Origin of the sequence: Moraxella sp. K127 (assembly GCF_015223095.1) — a bacterium.
Taxonomy (GTDB): domain Bacteria; phylum Pseudomonadota; class Gammaproteobacteria; order Pseudomonadales; family Moraxellaceae; genus Moraxella.
Genome location: NZ_JADFBZ010000043.1, coordinates 1 through 26,638 on the forward strand (window position 1 = coordinate 1; position 26,638 = coordinate 26,638).

Here is a 26,638-nt window from a genome sequence, read left to right on the forward strand (position 1 = left end):
CATATTTTATACTTTTTTAAAATAAAAGTCTATAAATAAGCATTTATTAACACTTTTTTGTTAATTTTTACAAATATATTTAACAAAAAGTATTTTTATATACATTTCTTTTTAAAAATCAATAAGATAATAAGAATTTATAAATACCACCAACTCTTGATACAACACCCAAATCACACACAATCCCACTTGAATTATCCTTACAAAAACACTCAGAATTTATTCATAAGTCATGCCACAAAACAGCTATTTGCAAAAATTATTTTATATTTTTCAAATAATATTTTTATCGGTATAATCTCCATTATTAAAATAGCAGATAAAAATTTATCCAAATCAATTTTAAATTTTATTTATAAGCAATTAAAGCAATCCGCCCTAACATCCGCCTTTAAAATTTAACACAACAACACACTTTTGCATGTTAATATCTTTGACTTTTATGCTTTTAAGATAAGGTTTGGTATGTCCCATGACTTTTTGACACATCATTAGAACACTCTCTGCAATTCATGACAAAATCCTTTTAAAAACACTTGTAATTGTTGTTATATCTTGTTACACTTTACAAGTGTTTTTATTTTGGAGATACTCATGGACAAATTCTCTTTTATCAAGCAATCATCACTGGCTCTGACGATTGCCATGTGCTTGCAAACCACTCATGCCAAGGATTATAGTCAAGTCATCTTTTTTGGCGACAGCCTGTCCGACACAGGTCGCCTAAAAGACTTGGTCAGCGAGCAAGATGGTGCATTTGGCAACGCCTTACAGCCGTCTTTTACCACCAATCCCGACCCTGTATGGACAAGTCTATTTGCCCAAAGTTATGGCAAAACCGCCAGCCCCAACACACCCGATAACCCCACTGGCACCAATTATACCGTGGGTGGCTCTCAGTCGGCACGCACTGCCACATGGGCAGATACAAGTGGTGCGGTCAGCGTAAACATTCCCACCACCAACGACCAAATCAAACATTACCTAGCAAATACCAACGGTCAGACCGACCCCAATGCACTGTATGCGATATGGATTGGGGCGAATGACTTGTTCTACGCCATCGAACATGCCAACCCTTCACAAGTTGCCAATGCCGTTCAAGCGACCGCAACTGACATAGAAACATTAAATCAAGCAGGGGCGAGAATCATCTTGGTGCCAAACATCCCAGATTTGTCACTCACACCCCTTGTGCAAAACCACCCTGCATTATCCACCCAAAAAGGACAGGTGCAACTGCTAACTCGGATGTATAATAGTGGCGTATTTAATGCCCTAAATGGCACCACCGCCAACGTCGTACCTGCCAATACTTTTGCCCTGCTTCAAGAAGCCGTTGCAAACAAAGAAGCTTTTGGTTTTGAAAATGCCGATGGCGTGGCATGCCACAATAAGCCAAACATCAACCCAACATCATCATTGGCTTGCGATAAAAACTCGCTCATGGCAGGAGCGACAGGCGAAAACTACATGTTCGCTGACCTAATCCACCCATCAGGACGCACGCACCGCATTTTGGCACAGTATTACCGCTCCGTCATAGGCGCCCCCATCCACATGGGCAAACTCTCAGGCGAACTCATCAAGACAGGCTCTGCTCACGACCGTCACGTCTATCGTCAGCTTGATAGGCTTAGTGGCTCACAGCACAGCATTTGGGCAAACGTCCATGCCAGCGACCGTACCGACCCCACCACCCAAATCGGCTTGGATGTGGTAGGCTCATCAAGCCACACAGGGGCGTATCTGACTCACCAAAACCAAGATTATGCTCTGGATAGCACCCTATCATCGGATGTCAAAACCATTGGCATGGGGCTATATCATCGCCATGACATCGGCAATGTTCGCCTAAAAGGTGTGGCAGGGATAGACCGCCTAAGCATAGACACGCACCGCCGCATTGACTGGGAAGGGGCAAATCGTTCACACACAGGACAAACAAATGCCAGACGTTTTCATGTAGGATTACAAGCTGGTTATGGCATTGACATCGGTAAAGCCACAGTGCGTCCACTTATCGGTGTTCACGCTCAACAAGTCAAGGTAGGTGATTTGGTTGAGAGCGAACCTGCCTTATCCACTGCCATGCGTTTTGGCAAACAAGAACAAAAATCATTACAAGGTGAGATTGGTGTGGACGTGGATTACATCATCAACCCCACATTGACCTTAACAGGTGGTATCGCCCACGCTCATGAATTTAATGATGACGGACGAATCATTAACGCAGCTTTGACCTCCATTCATGAATACACCAAAGGCTTTAATACCGACATTAATGCTGACAAATCCCACGCTACTACCGCTCATTTGGGCATACAAGGGCAACTTGCTAAGGCAAATGTCCACGCAGGGGTTCACACCACTCATCAAAATGGTGATACTAATCTTGGTGGCTTAGTGGGTGTTCGTTTTGCATTTTGATAAATGGGTGTAGATTTGATGGATATGAACGTAAGTTTTGCACATTTAAGAGGACAAAACATCAAATCTCATCATTTGACTGTGGTAAAATACGCCCAAACTTTTATCCAGTATCATCCATGCTTCTTGACCTAAACCGCCACAGCTTTGCTGATTATAAAAAAGAGTTTGTCGCCCTAGCCACACTCGCCCTACCCATGCTCCTATCCCAAATCGCCCAAGTTGGGACAGGCTTTGTGGATACGGTCATGGCAGGCAGCGTCAGCAAAGAAGACTTATCTGCGGTCGGACTGGGCAACAGTCTGTTTGTGACGATTTATATCACCTTGCTTGGGGTGATGACCGCCTTAAATCCTTTGATTGCCCAGCAATATGGTGCGGTCAATAAAGGCGATGCTAAGGCAGGCGACATTGGCGAGCTGGGGCGGCAAGGGCTGTGGTATGGACTACTCATGGGTGTGATTGGCATGGTGCTGATTTGGGCGGCGATACTGCCCTTTGATTATTATTTTGATCATCTAAGTGCCAACACGCTTACCATCACCAAAAAATATCTGTACTTCATCGGACTTGCCATGCCTGCTGCCATGATACATCGCACCTTACACGCCTATGCTTCTAGTCTTAACAAACCCAAAGTTATCATGATGGTCAGTTGGTTGTGTTTTTTTGTCAATATCCCCTTAAATTACATTTTTGTCTATGGCAAATTTGGCATGCCCGCCTTAGGCGGTGCAGGTTGCGGATTGGCAACCGCCATCGTCTTTTGGCTAAACGCCATCATTCTTGGCATATACATCACCAAAGACAGATATTTTCATGAATTTGGCTTGATGGACAAATTTAGCCTGCCTGACATCAAGCTCTTTGGCGACATCACCAAACTTGGCATGCCCATCGGATTGTCTTTTTTTATTGAAGTGAGTCTATTTAGCTGCATCATGTTTTTGGTTGCCAGATTAGATGGTAATACTGAAAATTATATCGCCGCCCAACAAATCGCCATCAATATCACATCACTTATTTTTATGATACCCCAAAGCCTAGGGATTGCCAGCACGGTACGAGTGGGCATGGCGATGGGTCAGCGTGAGCCTAAGCATGCCCGTTATAGCAGTGGTGTGGCGTTATCAGGAGCGACTGCCATCTCATTTTTGACCGCCGCCTTTTTGGTCATCGGACGAGAACAACTGGCAACACTCTACACCAAAGACACGGCGGTCATTGCCATCACCACCACCATCATTCTCTATGCTGCCGCCTTTCAGCTTGTTGATGCCATACAATGCGTGGCAAGCTATGCCCTGCGTGGCTATAAGATAACCACAACTCCCATGATTATTCATATCATTGCCTTTTGGGGCTGTGGATTACTGCCTGGGATTGTGTTGGCGTTTTATGTTGGTATGGGCATCTATGGTTTTTGGATGGCATTGGTCATCTCGCTGGCGGTGGCAGCATTGTCTTTGGGCTGGTATTTGGAGCGACATAGCAAATACATGACAAAGCAAATACTTTGATCCAAATATCTTAGCAGGTACTTTAACAAATCTTTAAATCACACACCAAACGCTCTATGTATCATCACGCCAATTTTATCACCGATATGGTGGGTGCGATGACTTGTTGCCATTGATATTTGCATGAGCAGTATTTGTTCGTCATGAGTTTGTAGGGTATATAACCAGTAACCGCCACGAAAATCTCTATCAATCACGGTAACAGCGATGGCATTAGGGTCTTGGCTTGGCTTGACATCATGGGGACGAATCAGGGCTTTTTGACTGCCCAAAGGCAAACCAACGGCGATACACCCAAATGAGGTATCAAAATTTGACTCTGTTACCTTTGTGGCATCAATGAGTACCCCTTCACCGATAAATCTCGCCACCGACTCATTGACAGGCTGATGATACAACGCATCTGGCGTACCCCATTGTTGCAATCTGCCATGAGTGATTAGCCCAACCACATCCGCCATTGCAAAGGCTTCTGCTTGGTCGTGGGTTACCAAAATGGCAGAGACATTTTGGGAGATGAGCAGGCGACGCACTTCTTTGGAGAGGTTGGTGCGAAGCTCAACATCCAAATTTGAAAATGGTTCATCAAGCAAAATCAAACTCGGGCGTGGGGCAAGTGCACGCACCAGTGCAACCCGTTGCTGCTGCCCCCCTGACAGCTCATGCGGATAGTAATTGGCATACTCACTCATCCCAATGAGTGCCAGCATTTCAGCCACACGCTCGGATTTGGCAGTTTTGTCCATGGCAGAGAGCCCAAAAGCAATATTATCCGCCACGGTCAAATGTGGAAATAAAGCATAATCTTGAAATACCATGCCAATTTGTCTTTTATGGGCGGGGAGATGGATATTTTTGGCATACAGTGGCTTGTCTTGAATATAAATCTCACCACTATCTGGCGTCTCAAAACCAGCAATACACCGCAGTAGTGTCGTTTTACCACAGCCAGAGGCACCCAGCAGGCAGGCGATTTGACCTGATTTAAGATGAAGGCTGATGTCAGTTAAGATGGGTTTGTGGTCAAAACTGATACAAAGATTGTCAATACGCAACATGGTTTTCTCAGAGTGTTAAATGGATGAGTGATTATTTTTGATTCATTTTAGAAAATAAGATGACAGGAATTAGTCCTGTTAAAATGATGGCAAGTGCTGGAAAAGATGCCTTGTCATACAAGCCTTCACTGGTAAAGGCAAATATTCTCACCGCCAATGTATCCCAATTAAACGGACGCATCATGAGCGTGATGGGCATCTCTTTCATGGTGTCCACAAAGACCATCAACATGCTGACGCCAAGGGCACTTTTGATGAGTGGCAAATAGACACGATACACCGTACTAAAAGGCGTTGCTCCTAGTGAAGCCGCTGCTTCTATGTGTGTGTTACGAATGCGTTTCATGCCAGCATCCACCGATTGGACACCCAAAGCCAAAAAGCGAATCAATAAAGCGATGAGCATGGCAAAGATGGTTCCCTTAAAAATCGCATCACTGTCTGAAAATACAGCCATATTGGTAATGAGCCAATTATCAAGCCATGCAACAGGCACAAAGACACCAACAGCCAATACCGTACCTGGGATGGCATAGCCCAATGTGGATATTTTGGTGGCAATCAAAGCATAGCGACTTTTATCCAAGCGAGCTGCGATGGCGATAAATAATGCAACCACAGCGACCGCCACAGCACTCATTAGGCTGATGCTGACAGAGTGCCAAATTTGCATCAGTAATTCACTAAGTACAATTTGTTGCCAACTTGACATCGCCCATGCAGTCAGCTGAATGATTGGAATGACAAAAGACAAACATAAAATCAGCCCACAGTACAAAGTGGCGAACCATTTTTTATAGCCAGTTAAGACAATATTTCGGTGATGATTGGCACGACCTGTGGTCTCAAAACGGCGGCGACCACGGCTTAGCTGTTCAAGTAGTAAAAAAACAAACACAAGGCCAATTAATAAACTTGCCAACTGTTTGGCGGTATCAAGCGAATAAAACCCAAACCATGCTTGATAAATTGCCGTTGTAAAAGTGTCATAGCCAAAGACGCTGACCGCACCAAAGTCCGCCAATACTTCCATCAAGGCTAATATGCTGCCGCCAGCAATCCAAGGTCTTGCCATGGGCAATGCCAGCTTCAAAAATGACTGCACGGATGACAGCCCCAATGATGCCCCTGCTTCAAGAGCTCGGTTGCCCATGCTGCCAAAGGCATTTTTTGCCAACAAATAAACATAAGGATATAAAGTTAGGCTCATGACCACCGTTAAGCCAAAGCCATTTCTAATATCTGGCAGACCATTTTCAAAGCCCCACGCTTGCCTTAAATAAGTACTAATGGTACCTGTATAGTCAAAAATACCCAACTGCACAAAAGCAAGCACATAAGCGGGCATGGCAAGTGGCAACATCATCGCCCAACCAAAAAAGCGTTTCAATGGAAAATCGGTCATGGCAGTCAGCCAAGCGGTTGTTGTGCCAAGTACTGTTACCCCAATGCCTACCCCCAGCACCAGTAATGCGGTATTTTTAAGCAGCAGTGGCAACTCATAATCCAGCAAAAATTGCCAAATTTCAGCATCAAAACTGTTAAGTGCAAAGACAATGACGGATAATGGCACCAAAACCAACAAGGCACACAGACCAAGCCATAAACGGGACAAAATGGAAGATGAATTCATGGGCATTTATGATAAATCAAAGGGCGGTATCACATTTTACCAAAACTGATAGAGAATGACAATTCTTCTTGTTTTTATTTAGAAAGTATTGTATAATAGCACAAATTTGGCAGGTTGATTAAACTGTCAGATTGGCGTGCTTTTTTCTGTATGAATCACGGTGGTTTTAAGACAGATTAAATAGCAAGACTAGTGTTAATTTATTGTTTCATAACATTGCTTATAAAAGGATCTATGATGAAAAAACTGGTTATTACCGCATTGGCGATGGCAATTACCGCCCCAGCATTTGCCAATGAAATTGTTGTATATTCAGCACGTGCCGACGAGCTATTAAAGCCCATCGCAGAAGCCTATCAACAAAAAACTGGCACACAGGTGACCGTTGTGAGCGATAAAGCAGGCCCTTTGATGGAAAGGCTAAAAGCTGAGGGCAAAAATACCCAAGCTGATGTGCTTATCACGGTTGATGGGGGCAATCTTTGGCAGGCAACACAAACTGGTGTCTTACGCCCCATCAACTCATCTGTATTAAAAAGCAACATTCCATCACATTTACGTGACCCAAAAAATCACTGGTTTGGGTTATCAGTACGTGCTCGTACCATTTTTTATAACCCAAATAAGGTCAATCCAAGCGAACTTTCAACTTATGCCGATTTGGCAGACCCAAAATGGAAAGACAGATTATGCTTGCGTACCTCTAATAATGTGTATAACCAATCATTGGTGGCAACGATGATTGCAAACCATGGACAAGCCGCCACCGACAGAGTGGTCAAAGGCTGGGTAGCAAATTTGGCAACCGCACCATTTGCAAATGATACAGCACTGTTAGAAGCCATTGATGCAGGTCGTTGTGATGTGGGCATTGCCAATACTTATTATTATGGACGCTTGCTAAATTCCAAACCTCATGTTGCCAATAATGTTAAAGTATTTTTTGCCAACCAAGCAGGCAAAGGCACGCATGTCAATGTTTCAGGTGCAGGCGTGGTAAAACATTCAGACAACCCTGCCGAAGCCCAAAAATTCATTGAATGGATGTCCAGCGAAGAAGCACAGCGTTTGTATGCTGACCGAAACTTTGAATACCCAGCCAATCCACAGATAACACCAACGCCTGCCGTGGCTAATTGGGGCAGATTTAAACAAGATGTCATCAATGTATCGGTAGCAGGTCAAAACCAACAAAAAGCCATCATGACAATGAAACGAGCAGGTTATAAATAATTAAATTAAATAAATCATTCTGCCAATATCTAAACGTCAAAAAGCACTTTGGTCAAATCAAAGTGCTTTTTATTGCTGTCTGTTTTGTGTTCATCTTATTTTTATGCTCATCTTGTTAATGCTGTTGCCAAACCTGCCTTTTGCCCTTAAAATACAACTTTAAATTAAAAAGAGCGATAACGTGGACATAAGCCCCCCATATTTAGACCCAAAATCTGTTGGTATCGTAACGCCAAAGACCTTGCATTTTGATGAACCATTAACGTTAGAATGTGAACGTGTTTTACCATCATTTGACTTAGTTATTGAGACCTATGGCGTACTAAATACAGACAAAACAAACGCCATTTTAATCTGCCATGCCCTATCAGGCTCACACCATGCCGCAGGCTATCATAGCGAGTCCGACACCAAGGCTGGCTGGTGGGATAACCTAATTGGCAATGGCAAGGCGATAGACACGAGCCGATTTTTTGTGGTGTGCCTAAACAACATCGGCTCCTGCCACGGTTCCACAGGCCCTACCACCATCAATCCTGCCACAGGCGAGATTTGGGGGGCGGATTTTCCGCTCATCACGATAAAAGACTGGGTAAAAACCCAAGTCATGCTCTCAGACCGCTTGGGCATTGCCAAATGGCACGCCATTGTGGGCGGTTCTATGGGCGGTATGCAAGCCCTGCAATGGTCGGTGGATTACCCTGACCGCTTAGAACGTGCCATCATCATCGCAAGCACGCCCAAGCTCTCCGCCCAAAACATCGCCTTTAACGAAGTCGCTCGCCAGTCCATCCTATCCGACCCCAACTTTTATGATGGCTGGTATCTCAAAAAAAATGCCTACCCCCGCCACGGACTGATTTTGGCACGCATGGTGGGGCATATCACCTACATCACCGAAGAGGCGATGAAAGCCAAATTTGGGCGGGACTTAAAATCAGGCAAATTCATGTACGGCTATGATGTGGAATTTCAAGTAGAGAGCTATTTGCGTTATCAAGGCGAGCGATTTAGCAAAAATTTTGATGCCAATACTTATCTGCTCATGACAAAAGCTCTGGACTATTTTGACCCAACACGGGACTACACGGCAGATGAGTTGGACGAAAAAGAAGCCCTAAAACAAACGCTTGCCCGCACCCAATGCCAATTTCTCATCGTCTCCTTTACCACCGATTGGCGGTTCACCCCTGAGCGGTCGGTTGAGATTGTGGACGCTTTGATGGCAAACAATAAGCCTGTAAGCTTTATCAATGTGGACGCACCGCATGGGCATGATTCGTTTTTGTTTGACATTCCCCGCTACACGACTGCCGTTCGGAGCTTTTTGACCGCCCCAAGCCCAAAAAGAACCACCAAACAAAGCACCATCACGCCCCACGAGATTTCAAAATTGGCAAGACACTAAGATAGGCAACGTATGAACATCGACCACAAATTGACTGAAAAATGGATAAAACCCAACTCAAAAGTCCTAGATTTGGGCTGTGGGGACGGCACACTATTAGCACACTTACAAGAGCATTTGGGCGTGTTTGGCTATGGGCTTGAGATTGACCCCGACAAAATCAACGAAGGCATCGCCAAAGGGCTAAACATCATCGAGCAAGACCTAAATGATGGTCTGTCTCGCTTTGCTGACAACAGTTTTGATACTGTGGTAATGGCTCGTGCCTTGCAAGCGGTCAAAAATCCCGAAACCTTGCTAAACGATATGCTCCGTGTCGCCAAATTTGGCATTGTTACTTTTCCAAACTTTGCCTATTGGCAAAACCGTATCTACCTTGGCATTAAGGGCATCATGCCAATGAGCGAGACCTTGCCCCACCAATGGTACAACACGCCCAACATTCATCTTTGCACCTTTAAGGATTTTGAACGGCTGTGCCACGACAACAACATTCGTATTTTGGACACGGTCGCCCTATGGGACAACCCCAATCCAAAAATCCCTGCCTTTATCCGCAATAAAGCCGTCAAAACCGCCCCCAATCTCTTGGCAGATGTGGCGGTGTATCGGGTCGTGCGGGGTTAGACCCATCAAATTAACAACACCGAACCGACTGATAAATGATGTTACAAAATTTGACATGTTTAACCAATGAAAAAATTGAGTTTATCATCCATTAATGGTATGATAAAGGATTGATTTGGCATTTTAATGTCCATACACAAACTCTCAACCACAGGTCGTCATTTCATGAAACGTTTAAAACTTAGCATTTTATCCACCCTACTTTTGGCAGGTGTTGCCAACGCTGAACTCATCTCAAACGTACCACTGGATGTGTCTCGTTTTGAGATTATGGACATCTCATCGCTTGCCAGTCAAGCCAACAGTGGCAACCATCACGCCCAATTTTTCCTAGCCAAACGCCTACAAAAAGGTGAAGGCGTCGCCAAAGACCCCGCCAAAGCCGTGCACTGGTACACCCAAGCTGCCGAAAAAGACATCGCCCCTGCCCAGCTAAACCTAGGACTCATGTATCTGCGTGGCGAAGGCGTCAAAGCCAGCATGAGTGAAGGTCGTAAATGGCTAGAACGTGCCGCTCATCTGGGTGACAACCGTGCCAGCTATGCGTTGGCGATGATTGATGAAAAACAGCAACGCTATGTGGATGCCTACAAATGGTATGACCTATCTAGCCGTGACGGCATGCTTGACAACGGCATTCGTGACAAAGCCCAAGCCAAAATCGGTCAGCTTGCCCTAAACCTATCATCAAGCGACATCGAAAAAGCCAAAACCAGTGCCAATGATTGGTTTACCATCAAATAATCATTTATTTGCTCGCTCACCAAAAAGCCCATGACATCATTCATGGGCTTTTTAAATGTGGCTTTGGTTTGAACAAAAAGTTCGGTTTTGGGCTACCGCCCTAAGTTTCAATCAAAATACACTCACATTTTATACATTTACCATTTTTGCCAAAATGCCTTATCATGAAAATCAGACACAGGGGCAGAACTGACAGCAAAGTAGTGCAAATCGCCTTTGATGTTTAGTATCGCACATGGGTTAATGAGTGTCTGCTCGGGCAACAACTCCGCCACGGCTGACACATCAAGACTGACGTGGCGTTCATACACCAGCACGTTATCGTTATCATCGGCACGCCACGACAGAGTCACTTTATCGGTCTGTATGGGCGTGGCAGGCGTACGATACTCGCTAAAATGATACAGAGCATAACGTCCATCAGGGGCGATGTTCATCTCAATATAACCGCCATCTGCCAGACCGATAAAGCATTCTAGGCAGGTCTCCTGCCACAGCCCATCGGTAGGCTTGATGTTATCATCATGATAATTGGCAAAATGCAGTCCATCCACCTTTTCAACCATAAAACTCATGTTAATCACATGCTTACCCCCATGCGTGTCTTCACTGATGTAGGCATGAACCTTGGGGGCAGACTTGTTTTTTTGGGCATTTTGCACGTCTTGCAAGACAAACAACTGCTCTCTTTGCATGACCGAATTATCATCATAATAAAACTCGGTAAAGTGCGACAACGACAGCAGGCTAAACAGTTTATCAATGGGGTTTGCGGTAAAAAAATTCATGACATTCCCTTTTTATTGAGTTCCTAAAAGCCAAATCGTGCCAAATTAGACAGTTTTTCGTTGGGTTCGTCATTTTTACGAAATAACAGCACCATACGCCCGATGTGATGCACCACTTGACTCTCGGTAGCGTCAGCTAGGGCGGATGCACATTCTTTGCGTTCATCACTACTACCTGCGGGAATTTTGACTTTGATGAGTTCGTGGTCGCTTAGGGCACGGGCAGTCTCTTCGATGAGCGTGGGTGTCAAACCATTACCGCCCACCATGATGATGGGATTTAGGCGATGACCGATGCCCCGTAGCTCTTTTAGGGTGTCGTTAGATAGGTTTTTAAAATTGGGTTTTGCCATAAAGTGTCTCAAAACAGGTTTTTAAATAAATTAATGTTCATTATAACAAAAATATACCAAATTTTCTCATAAAAATGTTAAACTAAGCAGTTATTTTAATTCATCACTACCGACCAATGGCAACTCGCATTACCAACAAAAAATTCTCCAAATCATCAAAAGCGTGGATGAAAGAACATATTGACGATTATTATGTTCAAAAAGCCCAAAAAGACGGCTATCGTGCCAGAGCAGCCTATAAGTTATTGGAGATTAACGAAAAAACAGGTCTGATTAAAAAAGGCATGACCGTAGTGGATTTAGGTTCTGCCCCTGGCAGCTGGTCGCAGGTGGCAGGACAGCTTGTGGGCGATGACGGGATTTTGATCGCATCTGATATTTTGCCCATGGATACTTTGGAGAATGTTACCTTTATCCAAGGCGATTTTAGAGAAGAAGAAGTCTTTAACAAAATCATGGATGAAGTGGGCGGACGACGTGTGGACGTGGTGCTATCGGATATGGCTCCGAACACATCTGGGATGTCAGCAGTGGACATGCCACGCATGATGTATCTGTGCGAACTGGCGGTGGATTTTGCTCTAAAAGTGTTGCCCGAAGGCGGTGCGTTAATCATGAAAGTGTTCCAAGGCGAAGGCTCGCCCGAGCTTCGTGCCGACATGCAAAAAAAGTTTAGCAAAATCAAAAGCATAAAACCCAAGGCAAGCCGTCCCCGCTCCAAAGAGATGTTTTGGGTGGCGATAAAATAATCATCTAAATTTAGGGCTTGATTTATTGATAATAAGCCTTATTAAAAGCAATGTCTCTTTGTGTGAACAATTGCACGATTTGCCCCATTTTCAATTTTTAAATCTTCAATCAAAGTTGTATCAAACGCCAAAAACAGGAAACCCTTTGTGAACGACATGGCAAAAAACATTCTATTATGGCTCGTGATTATCACCGTGGTAGTCATGGTATTTAGTAATCTCGACCGTGGTTCGGGCAAGGCTGATGACATGAAGTACTCAGCCTTTGTCACGGCAGTTGCCGAAGGTCAAATCCAAAAGATTGAGATTGACGGCGAAGAGATTACCGGCACAAAGGTCAATGGCTCAGAGTTTGAGACCGTCCGCCCCGCCCTAGATGATACTGAGTTAATGCCATTACTTCGCAAGCATAATGTAGAAGTAGAAGGGGCAGCACCACAGCGTCAAGGCGTGGGCACTCAGCTACTCATCGCGGCATTTCCCATTTTGCTCATCATCGGTCTGTTTTGGCTATTCATGCGTGGCATGAGTGGCGGTGCTGGCGGCGGTGGCATGGGCGGTCGTAACCCCATGAGCTTTGGCAAATCCAAAGCCAAAATGCTCTCCGAAGACGACATCAAAGTCACCTTTGCCGATGTGGCAGGGTGCGAAGAGTCCAAGCAAGAAGTTGTTGAGATTGTGGATTTTTTAAGAGACCCAGAAAAATTCACCAAACTTGGGGCGACCATTCCCCGTGGCGTGCTGATGGTGGGCCCGCCTGGTACAGGTAAGACGCTCCTTGCCAAAGCCATTGCTGGCGAAGCCAAAGTGCCGTTTTTTAGTATCTCGGGTTCGGATTTTGTGGAGATGTTTGTTGGGGTGGGTGCAAGCCGTGTCCGTGATATGTTTGACCAAGCCAAAAAGAACGCTCCATGTATCATCTTTATTGATGAGATTGATGCGGTGGGTCGTCATCGTGGCTCGGGCATGGGTGGTGGTCATGATGAACGTGAACAAACCCTTAACCAACTTTTGGTAGAAATGGACGGTTTTGAAGGTAATGACGGTGTGATTGTCATTGCAGCGACCAACCGTGTGGACGTGCTGGATAAAGCCCTGCTTCGCCCTGGTCGTTTTGACCGTCAAGTGTCGGTTGGCTTGCCAGACATCAAAGGTCGTGAGCAGATTCTAAATGTACACCTGAAAAAACTGCCCCAAACCATTGGCGTGGATGTCAATGCCCTAGCTCGTGGTACGCCTGGGTTTAGCGGGGCTCAGCTTGCCAACCTTGTCAATGAAGCTGCCCTATTTGCCGCCCGTCGCAACAAGATGAGCGTGGACATGAATGACTTTGAAGATGCCAAAGACAAGCTCTACATGGGGCCTGAACGCAAATCCATGGTCTTGCGTGAAGAAGAACGCCGTGCCACCGCCTATCATGAAGCAGGTCATGCCCTAGTCGCCCAACTACTTCCCTTTACTGACCCTGTACACAAAGTAACCATCATGCCCCGTGGCTGGGCGTTGGGTGTCACATGGCAGTTGCCCGAGCAAGATGCGGTGAGCAGTTATAGCGACAAAATGCTCAACGACATTTCTATCTTGTTTGGTGGGCGGATTGCCGAAGAGATTTTTATCAATCGCAAATCCACAGGAGCGTCCAACGACTTTGAACGTGCGACCAAACTTGCCCGTGCCATGGTAACCAAATACGGCATGAGCGACAAACTTGGCGTGATGGTCTATGAAGACGAAGAGCAAGGCGGATATTTTGGTGGGGCAAATCGCACCATCAGTGAAGCCACCCAACAAAAAGTGGACGAAGAAGTTCGCCGTATCCTAGAAGAGCAGTACGATGTGGCGTATAAGCTCATTGATGACAATCATGACAAAATGCACGCCATGGTGGAAGCACTCATGAAGTGGGAAACCATTGACCGTGAGCAGTTCTTGCAAATCATGAATGGCGAGACTCCACGAGAGCCAAAAGAATATCAGCATGAAGTGCCAACGGTAAATATCGTTAAAAATGACGAATTGCCACCGCCTTTACCGAGTGCGTGATAGTGGCATGAGAAGCACCGCCTTGATTTTGGGCGGTGTTTTTATAAAATATGAACATATTTTTCATTATAAAAATGATTATAATAGCAAGTTAGGTGTAAGATATACTACCGTTATTTACAGAACCCAAGGTAAAATACTGTAAATGAACATACATAAAAACTTGAAGACTGCTCCCCCATCACAGACAAGCTATTTGGACAGCTTATCATAAGCACAAGCAATCTGTTACTTCGTTGGCACTTGAGTATAAAGTATCAAGACCTACCATATACAAGGTCTTAAAACTTGCTCGTGTTAAACTCCTTAAACCACAGTCTAGCACCAACAATCTCTTTAAACAAGCAAGATTTGGCATTAAACGCTTAGCTAAGGTTGAAAAGTCAATACAGGACAAACTCAAAAGACAAGCCAAACGTTATAACAAGTCCTATCCTGGTGAACTGCTTAAAGGACAAAGCACAAACAGTCCCAGAGAATATCTCTTTGTTGCCATAGATGACTATTCTCGTGAGTTATATGCATGTATCATGCCGGATAAAACAGCATTTAGTGCAGCTAAGTTTCTTACCGAACAAGTCATAGAGCCTTGTCCTTACGTGATTGATGTGATTTACTCTGACAACGGCACAGAATTTAAAGGCACCAAAGACCATGAATTTGTTAAAGTCTGTTATGATAACAACATCAATCAAAAATTCACCAAAGTAGGCAGACCACAAACCAATGGTAAAGCAGAACGGGTTATTCGCACACTCATGCAAATGTGGCATGAAAAATGTGAATTTACAAACAGTGACCATAGAAAGCAAGAGTTAACAAGATTTCTTAATTTCTATAATACAGTGAAACCCCACTCATCTTTAACCAAAAAAGATGAAACAACTGGCAAGACTCACACCTTTACTCCTTATGAGTGGTTAGAGTTTTATTTTAAACAAAGTGTAAATAACGGTTGAGATTTTTACAAGTTAGGTATTAAAAAATCTTAGCATGTATAGTGCCATGGTAAAGTCTTGACTAACGTGAACTATAAAATTACTTATCATTAAAGATAAATTTAAAAAAGAAAATTGCATGAAATCAGAAAATCAATTAGTAACCAATGCAGATAAATCAGCATTGTTAAAATCAATCATAGGCAATATGCTTAATATCAAAAAAGATGTCTACCTATGTTTTAATTTTGATTTAGATAATCTTAGTCATCAAAAGATACAATATGATGATGACGATGTGCAGGTATTTCACGCCAATACCATTTTGGATGATTTTGATAAGGTTGCACAAATTACCCAAAACACAGACGAGTTTATTATTTCCTTATTTGATGATTTTTCATCTTATATAAAAATGTATACTGATTTTGAATTAGCTCCCAATCGTTTTTGCTATACTTTTGTTTTTGAGCCATGCCGTTATGATTTATTACATCAAGAAGGGTATATGATAGATAGTTATCATTATATCAATAATGCGTACACCGTTAGCATAAACACTACCGTGCAATCAGAAAATGATGATATTTTAGATGGATTGGCACAAATGCTCGGCATGGAGCCAAAAAAGGATTTTAAAACCGATGAACAGATAAGAGAATATACCAATTTTTTAAAATAGCCATCGCTAATAACAGCAGAATTGATGGCAGATGGGTCATGTCAAGACAAATAGCTTGCTTATAAAGCTCAAAATACTGTGGTGTTAGGAAAACTGTTTGAAATTCATTAGAGTTTTTTGTGCATTAATGTTTACCAAAAACACTTGCAATTTTGCCCAAAGTCTTATAGGATACGCCTTTTAATTGACAATGATAATCTTATGGCAAATTTTCTAAATAAACAACTAAAACGCACCAAAATCATCGCAGGCATGAGTAACACCTTGGTTGGTGGCTTTACTACCGCCAGACGCATTGGGGCATTTAAAGCACCGCCCAGAGATGTTTTGCCAAAATACATCCAAACCTTTTGCCGAAAAATGGTCAATTCCTTTGGCGTGGAAGTCGTGCAAGTTGAGCCTGTGCCACAGACACACGGACTTTGGGTGTCCAATCACATCTCTTGGCTGGATATTCCTGTGGTGGGGTCGGTCGCTCCCGTGTTCTTTTTGTCAAAGGCGGAGATTGGCGAGTGGTTTATTTTTGGCAAACTTGCCAAAGCAGGCGGGACACTCTTTATCAAACGTGGTTCGGGGGACGCTGACGGTGTGGCACGCCAAATTGCCGATTTTTTGCGGGGCGGTTCATCGGTGGTATTTTTTCCCGAAGCAACCACTACAGACGGTACAAAAATCAAAAAAATCCACGGAAAACTTTTGCAGGCGAGCATGGATACAGGCTTGCCCATCTGCCCTGTGGTGATTGCTTATGTCAATGCAGACGGTACGCTGTCGGACGACTGTGCGTATTATGACAAACGCACGATGGCAGAGAGCCTAAGACGAGTGGCGGACAGCGATGGGGTCAAGGCGTATGTGTTGCCCCTTGCACCGATTTTGCCCGAAGATAAGACCCGTGCTGAGCTTACCGAGATATTGCAAAAAGCCATGGAAGACGGGCTGGCAGAGCTACATAGACGAGTATTAAAGGCTTGATTTAGCGAATCAAACTAACAACCCACGCCCAAATCCTATCCCATAACCCACGCTTTGCTGTGGGTTCTTGACTGGGTGTTTGGTTGGGCGTGGCAAGTAGCCGACAGGATTCATCAGGAAACTCTAGGTCGTTGACCGCTTGCCCTGCACGGTCTTGCAAAAATAGTGTACACTGCCCACCGTCCGTGCGTAGTTGCCATTCATGCCCATAGACATCGTTCCACATGGGGTAGCGATGTGATGAGAGCTTGACAATGAGTATCCCATTTCTATCTACAAAGCCGATTTTACGCTTACCATTTACATCCAGATGAACCCTTGATATGCCTTGCTCATCAAAAGGCTCCATGTCGTCATAGCCTTGTGTGAGTATGTTTTTATTACGGTCTATCATCATGGTTTGGTTATCTATGCTCACCATAAACCGCTCATCGCCTGCTTTATCGTCCAGCAGTTTCACCCAGCCATACTGCCCTGCCAAGATGATATTGCCTTGCGTGTCCATAAAGCCACTTTGCCCGTTCTCATCATCTTCAAAGCGTATCAAAACATCATTTTCAAAACGTAACCGACCACGCTGATAATCCAGCAAGACCCTACCATCTACCCCATACACCGCCGAATATATACCATCATCACGCTCATCAGTGATAATGACTTTATCTACGCCATTAAAGTCCCAAGGCTGTTTGCCAAAAACAAAGGGTGCTACCACACGCTGATGAGCGTCCACCAAGCCCCACTTACCTTGTTTTGATAAGGTTACATAACCATTTAGGCACGCTCCGTCATCATATTCAAGCGGTAATAGTACTTTGCCTGTGCTGTCCGCCATGCCGTATTTACCGTGTTTTTTGACAACACCGAATATGTCGCTGTTTTCTGCGGATGTTGAGCAAACCACGTTTTCATCATAGCGAAAATCGCCCCAATCGGCAGGCTCTATGGATAACGCCCACGCTTGCGGTAGCGTGAGCAGGGTGAATAAGGCGATGAGTGGCTTTTTCATGGGTTGTCCTAGGTTGTCATTTGGGCTGTATGTCTGTCAAAATATGGGGATAGGTGCGGGTCAAAATGGGCGATTTGGTGTACTTGACACAAATCACATCGCCTGCCTTGTACGGGCGAAAAACATCATCCCCGTGCCAGTCATCAAGGCGGTCAAAACGATACGATTTTTGGCTTATTGGGTCATCAAGATACAGGCTTAGCACACTTTGTTTGCCCAAAGGGCGATGTTCGATTTTGTTAAGTTGCCCACAAACTTGATGAATATTGCCGTGGTTTGTCCAGTAATAACCAAAAAATAAATAATAAAGCACAACAGCGGTCAACAACGCCCCGATACTGACTTTTATGATTAAATGTTTGCCTTGTGCGGTCGCCACACCCAAAAACACCATCGCCAAGATGATGAAAAATGCGTCGCCAACAAGTATCGAGATGATAACAGCTAAGACGATAAGGGCGATAGCAAATGGCTGATGTTCTGGGTTGAAAAATGACATGACAAATATCCCTTTTGCTGTGGTTGATGTTATTTATTATCGTTCATAATTCGCACTTCTTTTAATATGTGGGGCGAAAAAAGGGTAAATGCTGGCATGGGAATATAATCCACGCAAATCGACTCATTTTTATCATAACGATTTATAAAGTCATAAACTTTTTGCTCATCGGTGGCATACATCGACAACATCAAATCCTACCTTTTAAACACTTTCTTTTTATAATAAACTTCCTGCAAAACTAGTTTTCCGTTCGCCCTGAGCTTGTCGAAGGGTAGCGGAAAACCGTTATGGGCAGGCATAGCTCACCACGAACGGTTTTCTTCAATTGGAGTTTTGCAGGAAGTCTAATACTCTTTGAATGTGCCACAAACCGTTTTGGCAGGTGTGCGAGAATAAGCATACAAACCATAACCAAAATAATAAACAACAAACAGCCCAATCACGCCCCAAATACCAAATTTGACGGTGTCGGATTTGTCATGGGCAAAAAACAAACTTGCCATCATCGCACCAATGCCAAGCGTCATCGTCCTGTCGTCCACAAGCAACAAACAGATGATGACCTGCATGACAATAATGCCATAACCGAGCTTTTTTGAGATTGGGGCGTTGTCGCTCATTTTAGTTCAATCGCCATTTGTCCTTTTGGCGTAACCTTAAAAATCTGCACCTTAAACAGCACGTCTTGCCCTGCCAAAGGGTGATTAAAATCCACTTTGACTTCATCATCATCGACATGACAAATCACGCCTGCCAAGGTATTTTGCCCTTTGTCGGCAAATTCCATCATCATGCCGACCACAGGATTTGGCTCGGACAGGCTAAACTTGGTACGGGGAAAGGCTTGGACGTTTTCGCCATTCCACTCGCCAAAGGCTTGTTCGGGCGGTAGGTGGGCGGTGCGGGTGTCGCCTGCTTTTAGGTTGATGAGTACCTGCTCAAAGCCTGCCAGTAGGCTCTCATCGCCTATCGTCAAGGTTACAGGCTCGTCTCGCCCAAAGGTGCTATCGATGACCGTGCCGTTCGGTAGACTGACTTCAAAATGTAGCGAAACGGTGCTACCGTCTGTAATGCGAATCTCTTCGCTGGGTAAAATGTTCATGATATCATTCCAAAATAAAATAGGGCTAGTTTACCACAAGCCCCATGTATAGTAAAATCGCCAATGCTCTATATGCCAATCAGTCATCGCCCAACAGCTCTCTCGCCCAAGCAATCACTGGCAAATCCACCATCTGCCCATCAATGGCAAACACCGCCTGCCCTGTGGCGTGATGATAAGATAGCACTTTTTTGGCAAAGGCGACATCGCCATCACACTCCTTGTGTGTCCCCACCACACCCAACTGCTTGGGGTGTATGATAAGACAGCCACCAAAACCAAAATCACGAGCATGCATAAGCCATCTGGCAAAGCCGTCATCATCGCCAAAATCAGGATAAATCGTCTCAATCGGAGCGGTCAGCCCATGTGCCTGCGAGTGTAGCACCAGCTCGCACCGCACCTTATCAAGCATTATCATCTCTGCTGATGTGTGCCTGCCAATCCCTAGCGATGTCAATAAATCCAAACAGCCATAGCTCAACGCCATAAGCCCTGCCACACCTGCCATAGAAGCAACATTTATCACGCCTTGCCCGCTCTCAATCATGGCAACGATAGGGCGAGCGGTTAGTTCATGAGCCAGACTGACCTGCTCGGCATTTTCGGCTTTGGGGAGTACCACCGTGCTGATGCTGTCGTGGGACTTTACCCATTCACAATCCAAACGAAACTCGCCATGAGACGCCCCATGTATCCGCACCCACAGCTCTGGCGTGGTCTCTGTCTGCATGAAATTGCCTAATAAATCATCAAACTCATTACGCACATCATTAGGCGAGCGGTCGGCGGCGGCATCTTCTAGGTCGATGATGACGGCGTGGACGTGAGCGGTTATGGCAGGGTCGGTTAGGGCTTTGATGATACGCTTGGGGTGCGTGGCAGGGACAAATAGATAGGCGAGCATGATAAAATCCTTTTGAAAATTGAATGTATTATAGTGGGGATAATGTATTTTTGCAAATTGACATAAAACAATACACTTCATCACTTGACAAAAAACCAAGCATAAGACAAAATTCACACTTTATTTTAACAAAAAATTTGCCACCGTTAGCCAATGGACAATTCATGATAGCAAGAAAATCCCCTTTTAACATTTTATTAGGTTTGGCGGCATTGGTCATTGTGCTGGCGGGTATTAAATTGGCGTCCAGTTTGATTGTGCCATTTTTGATTGCGTTATTTGTGGTCATTCTCTGCTCGCCACTCATTAATTTTTTGACACGTCATAAAGTACCACATTATATGGCTATCGGTATTTTGTTTTTAATCATTACGCTGGCATTGGTGTTTTTGGCAAATTTAATTAATTCATCTATCATCGAATTTACCCGCTCCATTCCCCAATATGAACGTTTGGCATTATTGCGTGTCCAAGAATTAACGGTATTGGCACAAAAATGGGATTTGCCCCTTGAATTAAATACCACCATGATTATGGAGTATTTTAATACCAACTCCCTATTGTCCTTTATGGGCAGTTTAATGGGTGGTATGTCAAGCATTGCGACCAATATTTTTATATTGGCACTCATGATTTTATTTATGCTCTTTGAAGCCCCTGATTTTAAGCATAAATTATCTTATGTCATGGGAAAAAGCGAAAAATATCATCACATTGACCAAATAAGAATCCGCCTAATTTTAAATAGCGTGATTCGCTATTTGGGCTTAAAAGCCTTAATTAGTTTATTTACAGGATTTTTTGTGTGGCTATTATTGGTCATGCTAGATGTGCAATATGCCATTCTTTGGGCGACACTTAGTTTTTTATTAAATTTTGTGCCAAACATCGGCTCGGTCATGGCGGCAGTGCCTGTGGTGTTGCAGGCGTTATTATTAAATGGCTTTTCGGTGGGGGCGAGCGTGGGTGTGGGCTTTTTGGTGATTAATATTATTATTGGTAATTTGGTTGAGCCGAAAATCATGGGACAAAATTTGGGCTTATCCACGCTTATGGTGTTTTTGTCATTATTATTTTGGGGTTGGTTATTGGGCGTGGTCGGTATGTTATTATCTGTGCCACTGACCATGGTATTTAAAATTATCCTAGAAGCCAACCCCAATACGGCACATTATGCGGTATTAATGGGTAATGACAACAAAGAATCGCTAGCCAAAAGAATGATTAGGGAAAATAATGCGGATTCATTAGGGACTTAATAAACTTCCTGCAAAACTAGTTTTCCGTTCGCCCTGAGCCTGTCGAAGGGTAGCGGAAAACCGTTATGGGCAGGCATAGCTCACCACGAACGGTTTTCTTTAATTTGGGGTTTTGCAGGAAGTCTAATGAATTAATAACAAATAAAAAACCCAATAACAAAATTGGGGTTTTTTATTTGCCAGTATGATTTATTGATATTGCAATCAGCGATATTTTATTAAATTTATCAGGTAAATCACAATTTATCCTATAACAAATATCGATTTACAAATATCAGTTTACTGAACTTGGCTCACCATATAATCCACCGCCGCATATACTTCCGCTTCGGTAACGTCCCCTGCAACCTGTGCTGGCATTTTACCAAAGCCTTTGGCAGAGTGCTTGTGTAGGGTGTCTATGCCCTTATCCAAGCGTTTTGCCCAGTCGGCTTTGGCGGTGAGTTTGGGGGCGTCTAACAGCCCTTGTTCGTGGCAGATTTTGCAAGTTTTCTCATAGCGTGCCTTACCTTCGGCGATAGAGAGAGCCTGTACTGGGGCAGGAGCGGTGTTCGCTTGCTCGGCATTGTCCACTTGGGCGGTCTCGGTCGTGCCTTTGTCAGTCTCATCAGATGTGGCGGAGTCGGTGGTTGCCACTTCATCGGCTTTGGTGTCGTCTGCGACAGGCTCGGTGGTCTCTGGTGCAACTTCATCGGCTTTGGGGGCGGTGTCAGTCGGCTCGGCAGGGGCAGTTTGGGTGCTAGGCTCGGCTTTTGGGGCAGGTTCGGCTTTGGGGGCAGGTTCGGCAGGTTTGTCGCCACCACAGGCGGTCAAAAATACGGCACTTGCCAATAATAATGATAGGGTTTTGCTGGGATTTTTCATAAGATAACCTTGCAAGTTGGCTGATAATTATCCTACTAATATACCGAATTTTTGTAAGGAATTAAAGCAAAAAATTGTAAAGATGAATTTTTAATGAATTTTATAAATGGTAATGAGACTTATTTTTATAATGGTCAATGGTTAAAACTTATCATCAAATTTTATCGTATCATTCTTTTTATAAAATTGCCAATAATAATACACACCTTCCAATAACATAAAAATCCCAATAAAAGCTATGGCAGGATTATCATAATCCTTTTTAATCAAGATAACATAACCCAAAATTACCGCACAAAATAACATGGTGAATTTTGACGTGATTTTTCTGCTTAATTTTTTCATGATTATCAAGTTGCCAAAAATATTATCTTAAATCTACCAAACCACCCCCAAAAAGTCAATTTTTATCCGTCAAGCCTTTATAAACGCATGATTTTGGGCTATAATTAGCCGTTTTTCACAATTTTGAGCTAAGCCATGACAGACCAAGCCACCGACTACAAAAATACCCTAAACCTTGCCGATACGCCTTTTCCCATGCGTGGGGATTTGGCAAAACGTGAACCTGCTTGGCTTGCCGAGTGGGAACAAAATGACGTGTACGGACAAATCCGCAAAGCACGCGGGGGACGTGAAAAATACGTCCTGCATGACGGTCCCCCTTATGCCAACGGTCAAATCCATTTAGGACACGTTGTCAATAAGGTGCTAAAAGACATCATCGTCAAATACAAAACCCTTGACGGCTATGATGCCCCGTATGTCCCCGGTTGGGACTGCCACGGCTTGCCGATTGAACAAAAGGTAGAAGAGCAGTTTGGCAAGGTCGGACACGCACCCAAAGCCGACAAAAATGGCGAGCCGATCACCGCCACCCAGTTTAGAAAGGCGTGCCGAGACTACGCCAAAAGTCAAATTGAGCTACAAAAGGCGGATTTTAAACGCCTAGGCGTGCTTGGCGATTGGGATAATCCGTATCTTACCATGAATTTTAAGACCGAAGCGGACATCGTGCGAGCGTTGGGGCGGATTTATGACAACGGTCATATCGTGCGTGGCTTAAAGCCTGTAAACTGGTGCTTGGACTGTGGCTCTGCCCTTGCCGAAGCCGAAGTAGAATATGACAACAAAAAATCCGATGCCATTTATGTGGGATTTGACATTGTCAATCGTGAAAATCTGCCTGCCCTTGCCAATGTAAACGGTACGCTCCAAGCGGTGATTTGGACAACGACCCCTTGGACACTCCCTGCCAACCAAGCGATTACCGCCCATGCTGATTTTGATTATGCAGTTATCAAAGGCAAAAAAACATCTGAATTTGTACTAACAAGCCAAATTGACAGCGAGAATTTCACATTAAGAACCCTAACCAAAGCCGACAAAGATGCCTTGCAAGCGTGTGCGTCCGACCCTGCCATTTGGGAGCTGATGCCGACCAAACGCCATTTGCCAGAAGTGTTTGAGCCATTTTTTGAAAAAGCCCTGAAAAATAAAGCCTTTGCCATTATTGATAAAAAAACAGGCGAAATCATTGGCACAACACGGTTTTACGATGATAACGCCAAAGAAGACATCATTGGCATTGGCTTTACCTTTGTCACGCCTGACTATTGGGGTAAAGGGGTAAATAATGAAATCAAACAGGCTTTATTAAATTATGCCTTTAAATTTAGAAATTGTGTGCATTTTGATGTTCATCAAGGCAATGAACGCTCTGCCAAAGCGGTTAAAAAGATTGGCGGTGTTTTTCAAAAAGATTTAGAAAATGAACACGGCACAATGTGGCGTTATACCATTGACAATCCAAATCCCATTGACCGCAGTGCTTATTTTATTGTCGCCAAAGATTTAAGCGAAGATTTCGCCAAAAATGTTAATTTAGAAAATGTAGAAATCATCGCCACGATTAAGGGAAGTGAATTAACTCAATTAAAAGCCCAGCACCCTTTAATCGCTGACCGCCAAGTGCCATTCATCACAGGCGAACACGTTACTGCCGATAGCGGTACAGGGCTTGTACATACCGCCCCTGCTCACGGTGTGGACGACTATAATGTGGGACGTGCCAACAACCTACCCACCGAAAACCCTGTGGGCGGTAATGGCGTGTATTTGGACGAAGCAAAAGTCTTTGTGGGCGAGCATATCTACAAGGCACAGCCCAAAATCATCGAAACCCTGCAAGCAAGCGGACACCTACTTGACCACAAAAAAATCACGCACAGCTATCCGCATTGCTGGCGACACAAAACGCCGATTATTTTCCGTGCCACGCCCCAATGGTTTATTTCTATGGAAGCCAAAGGACTGCGTGAACAAGCCCTAAAAGACATTCCAGACGTGGTATGGACACCGTCATGGGGGCAAAACCGCATTGAATCAATGATGAACGGTCGCCCTGATTGGTGTATTTCACGCCAACGCACTTGGGGCGTGCCGATTGCCTTTTTTATGCACAAGGACACAGGCGATTTGCACCCACGCACGTCCGAGCTGATTGAAGAAGTTGCCAAAGTCATTGAAAAAGGCGGAATTGAAGCGTGGTTTGATGCTCCGATTGGCGATTTTCTTGACGAAACCGACAGCCAAAACTACATCAAATCCACCGACACCCTAGACGTGTGGTTTGACTCAGGCTCTACCAATTTTAGCGTACTTGCCAACCGTGATGAACTCAAAAACCCTGCCGACTTGTACCTAGAAGGAAGCGACCAGCACCGTGGTTGGTTCCAGTCATCGCTACTTGTGAGCGAGAGCGTGTACGGTCGCCCCCCTTATAAGCAAGTCCTAACGCATGGCTTTACGGTAGATGCTAAGGGTTATAAACTCTCCAAATCCAAAGGTAATACTAAAGGCTTTGAGCCTGCCGAACTTGCCCAAAAATACGGCATTGACATTGTCCGCTTGTGGGTTGGCTCGTCCGATTATCGCTATGAAATGGCGGTGAGTAAAGAAGGCTTTGACCGTGTGAGCGATATGTATCGCCGTATCCGCAACACGGTGCGTTTTTTGCTTGCCAATACCGATGATTTTGACCCGAGCAAAGACTTGGTGCCAGCAGACAGCCTTATCAGCCTTGACAAATACATCATTCACAAGGCAAACCAAGTCCAAAGCGAGATTCGCACCGCTTATACCAACATGGACTTTCACCAAGTTTGTCAATTGGTTACCAACTTTTGTGGGCAGGATTTGGGCGGATTTTACCTTGACATCATCAAAGACCGCCAGTACACCACCAAGGCGGACGGACACCCCAGACGCTCGGCACAGACCGCCATTTACCACATCGCTCACGCCCTTTTGCGTTGGATTACACCGATTTTGTCATTTACCGCCCAAGAAGCGTGGCAAGTGCTAAAAGGCACGGACGGCTACATTTTTGCCCAAGAGTGGTATGAGTTGCCAAGCGTGGTGCTTGATGACATCACGGACACAGATTGGCAAGCGATTTTGGCAGTCAAAGAAGTGGCAAATAAAGCAATGGACAACGCCCGTACCGACAAGACAATCAACAGCAGTCTGTCGGCAAGCCTTGACATTGTCGCTGATGACAAGGCTTATGATTCGCTTGCCAAATTGGGTGATGAAGCACGTTTTGTCTTTATCACTAGCGACATCAGCCTTACCAAAGGCGATGAGCTTAGTGTCAAAGTCGCCCCTGCGACAGGCGAGAAATGCGTGCGTTGCTGGCACGTCCTGCCAAGCGTGGGAACGGTTGCCGAGCATGGCGACATCTGCCCAAGATGCGTAGAAAATGCGTTTGGGGCAGGGGAAGTGCGGAAGTTTGCTTAATTATTTTTGGGTC

General features: G+C 44.5%; 24 protein-coding genes. 13 read left to right on the plus strand and 11 right to left on the minus strand.

Annotated elements, in window-relative coordinates; all coding sequences use genetic code 11:
- Positions 1 to 594: 594 nt before the first annotated feature.
- Positions 595 to 2,430 carry an autotransporter domain-containing protein gene (locus IM753_RS09660; protein ID WP_194109198.1) on the plus strand — a complete coding sequence of 612 codons (1,836 nt, stop codon included), beginning with the start codon at positions 595 to 597 and terminating at the stop codon, positions 2,428 to 2,430.
- 119 nt (positions 2,431 to 2,549) lie between these two features.
- Positions 2,550 to 3,950, plus strand: a complete 1,401-nt coding sequence (locus tag IM753_RS09665; protein WP_194109199.1) for an MATE family efflux transporter — start codon at positions 2,550 to 2,552, stop codon at positions 3,948 to 3,950.
- 38 nt (positions 3,951 to 3,988) lie between these two features.
- Here the strand turns inward: IM753_RS09665 and IM753_RS09670 are convergent, their stop codons facing one another.
- Both IM753_RS09670 and IM753_RS09675 read right to left on the minus strand, forming a co-directional pair.
- On the minus strand, positions 3,989 to 5,008 hold the full coding sequence (locus tag IM753_RS09670) for an ABC transporter ATP-binding protein (RefSeq protein WP_194109200.1): 1,020 nt from the start codon (positions 5,006 to 5,008) through the stop codon (positions 3,989 to 3,991).
- Positions 5,009 to 5,039: 31 nt separating this feature from the next.
- Entirely contained in the window at positions 5,040 to 6,647 is a 1,608-nt protein-coding gene (locus IM753_RS09675; protein ID WP_194109201.1) for an iron ABC transporter permease, read from the minus strand.
- A 231-nt stretch (positions 6,648 to 6,878) separates the two neighbouring features.
- Here IM753_RS09675 and IM753_RS09680 point away from each other — a divergent pair, with 231 nt between their 5' ends.
- The 4 genes from IM753_RS09680 to IM753_RS09695 all read left to right on the plus strand — a co-directional run bounded on the left by IM753_RS09680 (position 6,879) and on the right by IM753_RS09695 (position 10,653).
- A complete protein-coding gene (locus IM753_RS09680; protein WP_194109202.1) occupies positions 6,879 to 7,874 on the plus strand; it encodes a Fe(3+) ABC transporter substrate-binding protein in 996 nt (331 codons plus the stop codon).
- Positions 7,875 to 8,055: 181 nt separating this feature from the next.
- Complete coding sequence (locus IM753_RS09685) at positions 8,056 to 9,282, plus strand: homoserine O-acetyltransferase (protein ID WP_194109203.1); 1,227 nt, start codon at positions 8,056 to 8,058, stop codon at positions 9,280 to 9,282.
- Between the two features lie 12 nt (positions 9,283 to 9,294).
- The gene (metW, locus tag IM753_RS09690) at positions 9,295 to 9,909 is read left to right on the plus strand and encodes a methionine biosynthesis protein MetW (protein ID WP_065255687.1); all 615 of its coding nucleotides are present in this window, start codon (positions 9,295 to 9,297) and stop codon (positions 9,907 to 9,909) included.
- A gap of 165 nt (positions 9,910 to 10,074) precedes the next feature.
- Positions 10,075 to 10,653 carry a tetratricopeptide repeat protein gene (locus tag IM753_RS09695; protein WP_065255706.1) on the plus strand — a complete coding sequence of 193 codons (579 nt, stop codon included), beginning with the start codon at positions 10,075 to 10,077 and terminating at the stop codon, positions 10,651 to 10,653.
- 137 nt (positions 10,654 to 10,790) lie between these two features.
- Here the strand turns inward: IM753_RS09695 and IM753_RS09700 are convergent, their stop codons facing one another.
- Together IM753_RS09700 and IM753_RS09705 are read right to left on the minus strand one after the other, a co-directional pair.
- The gene (locus tag IM753_RS09700) at positions 10,791 to 11,441 is read right to left on the minus strand and encodes a hypothetical protein (RefSeq protein WP_065255686.1); all 651 of its coding nucleotides are present in this window, start codon (positions 11,439 to 11,441) and stop codon (positions 10,791 to 10,793) included.
- Between the two features lie 23 nt (positions 11,442 to 11,464).
- Positions 11,465 to 11,794, minus strand: coding sequence for a YhbY family RNA-binding protein (locus IM753_RS09705; protein WP_065255685.1), 330 nt, complete (start codon positions 11,792 to 11,794; stop codon positions 11,465 to 11,467).
- A 116-nt stretch (positions 11,795 to 11,910) separates the two neighbouring features.
- On the opposite strand from IM753_RS09705, the gene IM753_RS09710 reads away from it, so the two are divergent.
- From IM753_RS09710 to IM753_RS09730, 5 genes are all read left to right on the plus strand, one after another.
- On the plus strand, positions 11,911 to 12,543 hold the full coding sequence (locus IM753_RS09710; RefSeq protein WP_065255684.1) for an RlmE family RNA methyltransferase: 633 nt from the start codon (positions 11,911 to 11,913) through the stop codon (positions 12,541 to 12,543).
- Between the two features lie 156 nt (positions 12,544 to 12,699).
- Complete coding sequence (gene ftsH, locus IM753_RS09715; protein WP_194109209.1) at positions 12,700 to 14,586, plus strand: ATP-dependent zinc metalloprotease FtsH; 1,887 nt, start codon at positions 12,700 to 12,702, stop codon at positions 14,584 to 14,586.
- Between the two features lie 236 nt (positions 14,587 to 14,822).
- Entirely contained in the window at positions 14,823 to 15,545 is a 723-nt protein-coding gene (locus tag IM753_RS09720; RefSeq protein ID WP_227713130.1) for an integrase core domain-containing protein, read from the plus strand.
- 118 nt (positions 15,546 to 15,663) lie between these two features.
- Positions 15,664 to 16,206 (plus strand): hypothetical protein, encoded by a 543-nt coding sequence (locus tag IM753_RS09725; protein ID WP_062501230.1) that lies wholly within the window; start codon positions 15,664 to 15,666, stop codon positions 16,204 to 16,206.
- A 201-nt stretch (positions 16,207 to 16,407) separates the two neighbouring features.
- Positions 16,408 to 17,181, plus strand: coding sequence for a 1-acyl-sn-glycerol-3-phosphate acyltransferase (locus IM753_RS09730; protein WP_065255682.1), 774 nt, complete (start codon positions 16,408 to 16,410; stop codon positions 17,179 to 17,181).
- 1 nt (position 17,182) lies between these two features.
- On the opposite strand, the gene IM753_RS09735 is transcribed toward IM753_RS09730, so the two are convergent.
- The 5 genes from IM753_RS09735 to IM753_RS09755 all read right to left on the minus strand — a co-directional run bounded on the left by IM753_RS09735 (position 17,183) and on the right by IM753_RS09755 (position 20,701).
- A complete protein-coding gene (locus IM753_RS09735; RefSeq protein ID WP_065255681.1) occupies positions 17,183 to 18,190 on the minus strand; it encodes a WG repeat-containing protein in 1,008 nt (335 codons plus the stop codon).
- A 16-nt stretch (positions 18,191 to 18,206) separates the two neighbouring features.
- Positions 18,207 to 18,689 (minus strand): hypothetical protein, encoded by a 483-nt coding sequence (locus IM753_RS09740; protein ID WP_194109204.1) that lies wholly within the window; start codon positions 18,687 to 18,689, stop codon positions 18,207 to 18,209.
- 347 nt (positions 18,690 to 19,036) lie between these two features.
- Entirely contained in the window at positions 19,037 to 19,312 is a 276-nt protein-coding gene (locus tag IM753_RS09745; RefSeq protein ID WP_065255346.1) for a hypothetical protein, read from the minus strand.
- Positions 19,309 to 19,794: a peptidylprolyl isomerase gene (locus tag IM753_RS09750; protein WP_065255347.1), complete on the minus strand. Its 486-nt coding sequence runs from the start codon at positions 19,792 to 19,794 to the stop codon at positions 19,309 to 19,311. Before IM753_RS09750 ends, IM753_RS09745 begins: the two co-directional genes overlap by 4 nt.
- A 79-nt stretch (positions 19,795 to 19,873) precedes the next feature.
- On the minus strand, positions 19,874 to 20,701 hold the full coding sequence (locus tag IM753_RS09755) for a CoA ester lyase (RefSeq protein WP_194109205.1): 828 nt from the start codon (positions 20,699 to 20,701) through the stop codon (positions 19,874 to 19,876).
- A 164-nt stretch (positions 20,702 to 20,865) separates the two neighbouring features.
- On the opposite strand from IM753_RS09755, the gene IM753_RS09760 reads away from it, so the two are divergent.
- Positions 20,866 to 21,960 (plus strand): AI-2E family transporter, encoded by a 1,095-nt coding sequence (locus tag IM753_RS09760; protein WP_194109206.1) that lies wholly within the window; start codon positions 20,866 to 20,868, stop codon positions 21,958 to 21,960.
- A 279-nt stretch (positions 21,961 to 22,239) separates the two neighbouring features.
- Here the strand turns inward: IM753_RS09760 and IM753_RS09765 are convergent, their stop codons facing one another.
- Both IM753_RS09765 and IM753_RS09770 read right to left on the minus strand, forming a co-directional pair.
- Entirely contained in the window at positions 22,240 to 22,824 is a 585-nt protein-coding gene (locus IM753_RS09765; RefSeq protein WP_065255349.1) for a cytochrome c5 family protein, read from the minus strand.
- A 141-nt stretch (positions 22,825 to 22,965) separates the two neighbouring features.
- Entirely contained in the window at positions 22,966 to 23,169 is a 204-nt protein-coding gene (locus tag IM753_RS09770) for a hypothetical protein (protein WP_194109207.1), read from the minus strand.
- Positions 23,170 to 23,304: 135 nt separating this feature from the next.
- Between IM753_RS09770 and ileS the strand changes: the two genes are divergently transcribed.
- Positions 23,305 to 26,625 (plus strand): isoleucine--tRNA ligase, N-acetyltransferase domain-containing, encoded by a 3,321-nt coding sequence (ileS, locus tag IM753_RS09775; RefSeq protein WP_194109208.1) that lies wholly within the window; start codon positions 23,305 to 23,307, stop codon positions 26,623 to 26,625.
- Positions 26,626 to 26,638 lie beyond the last annotated feature (13 nt).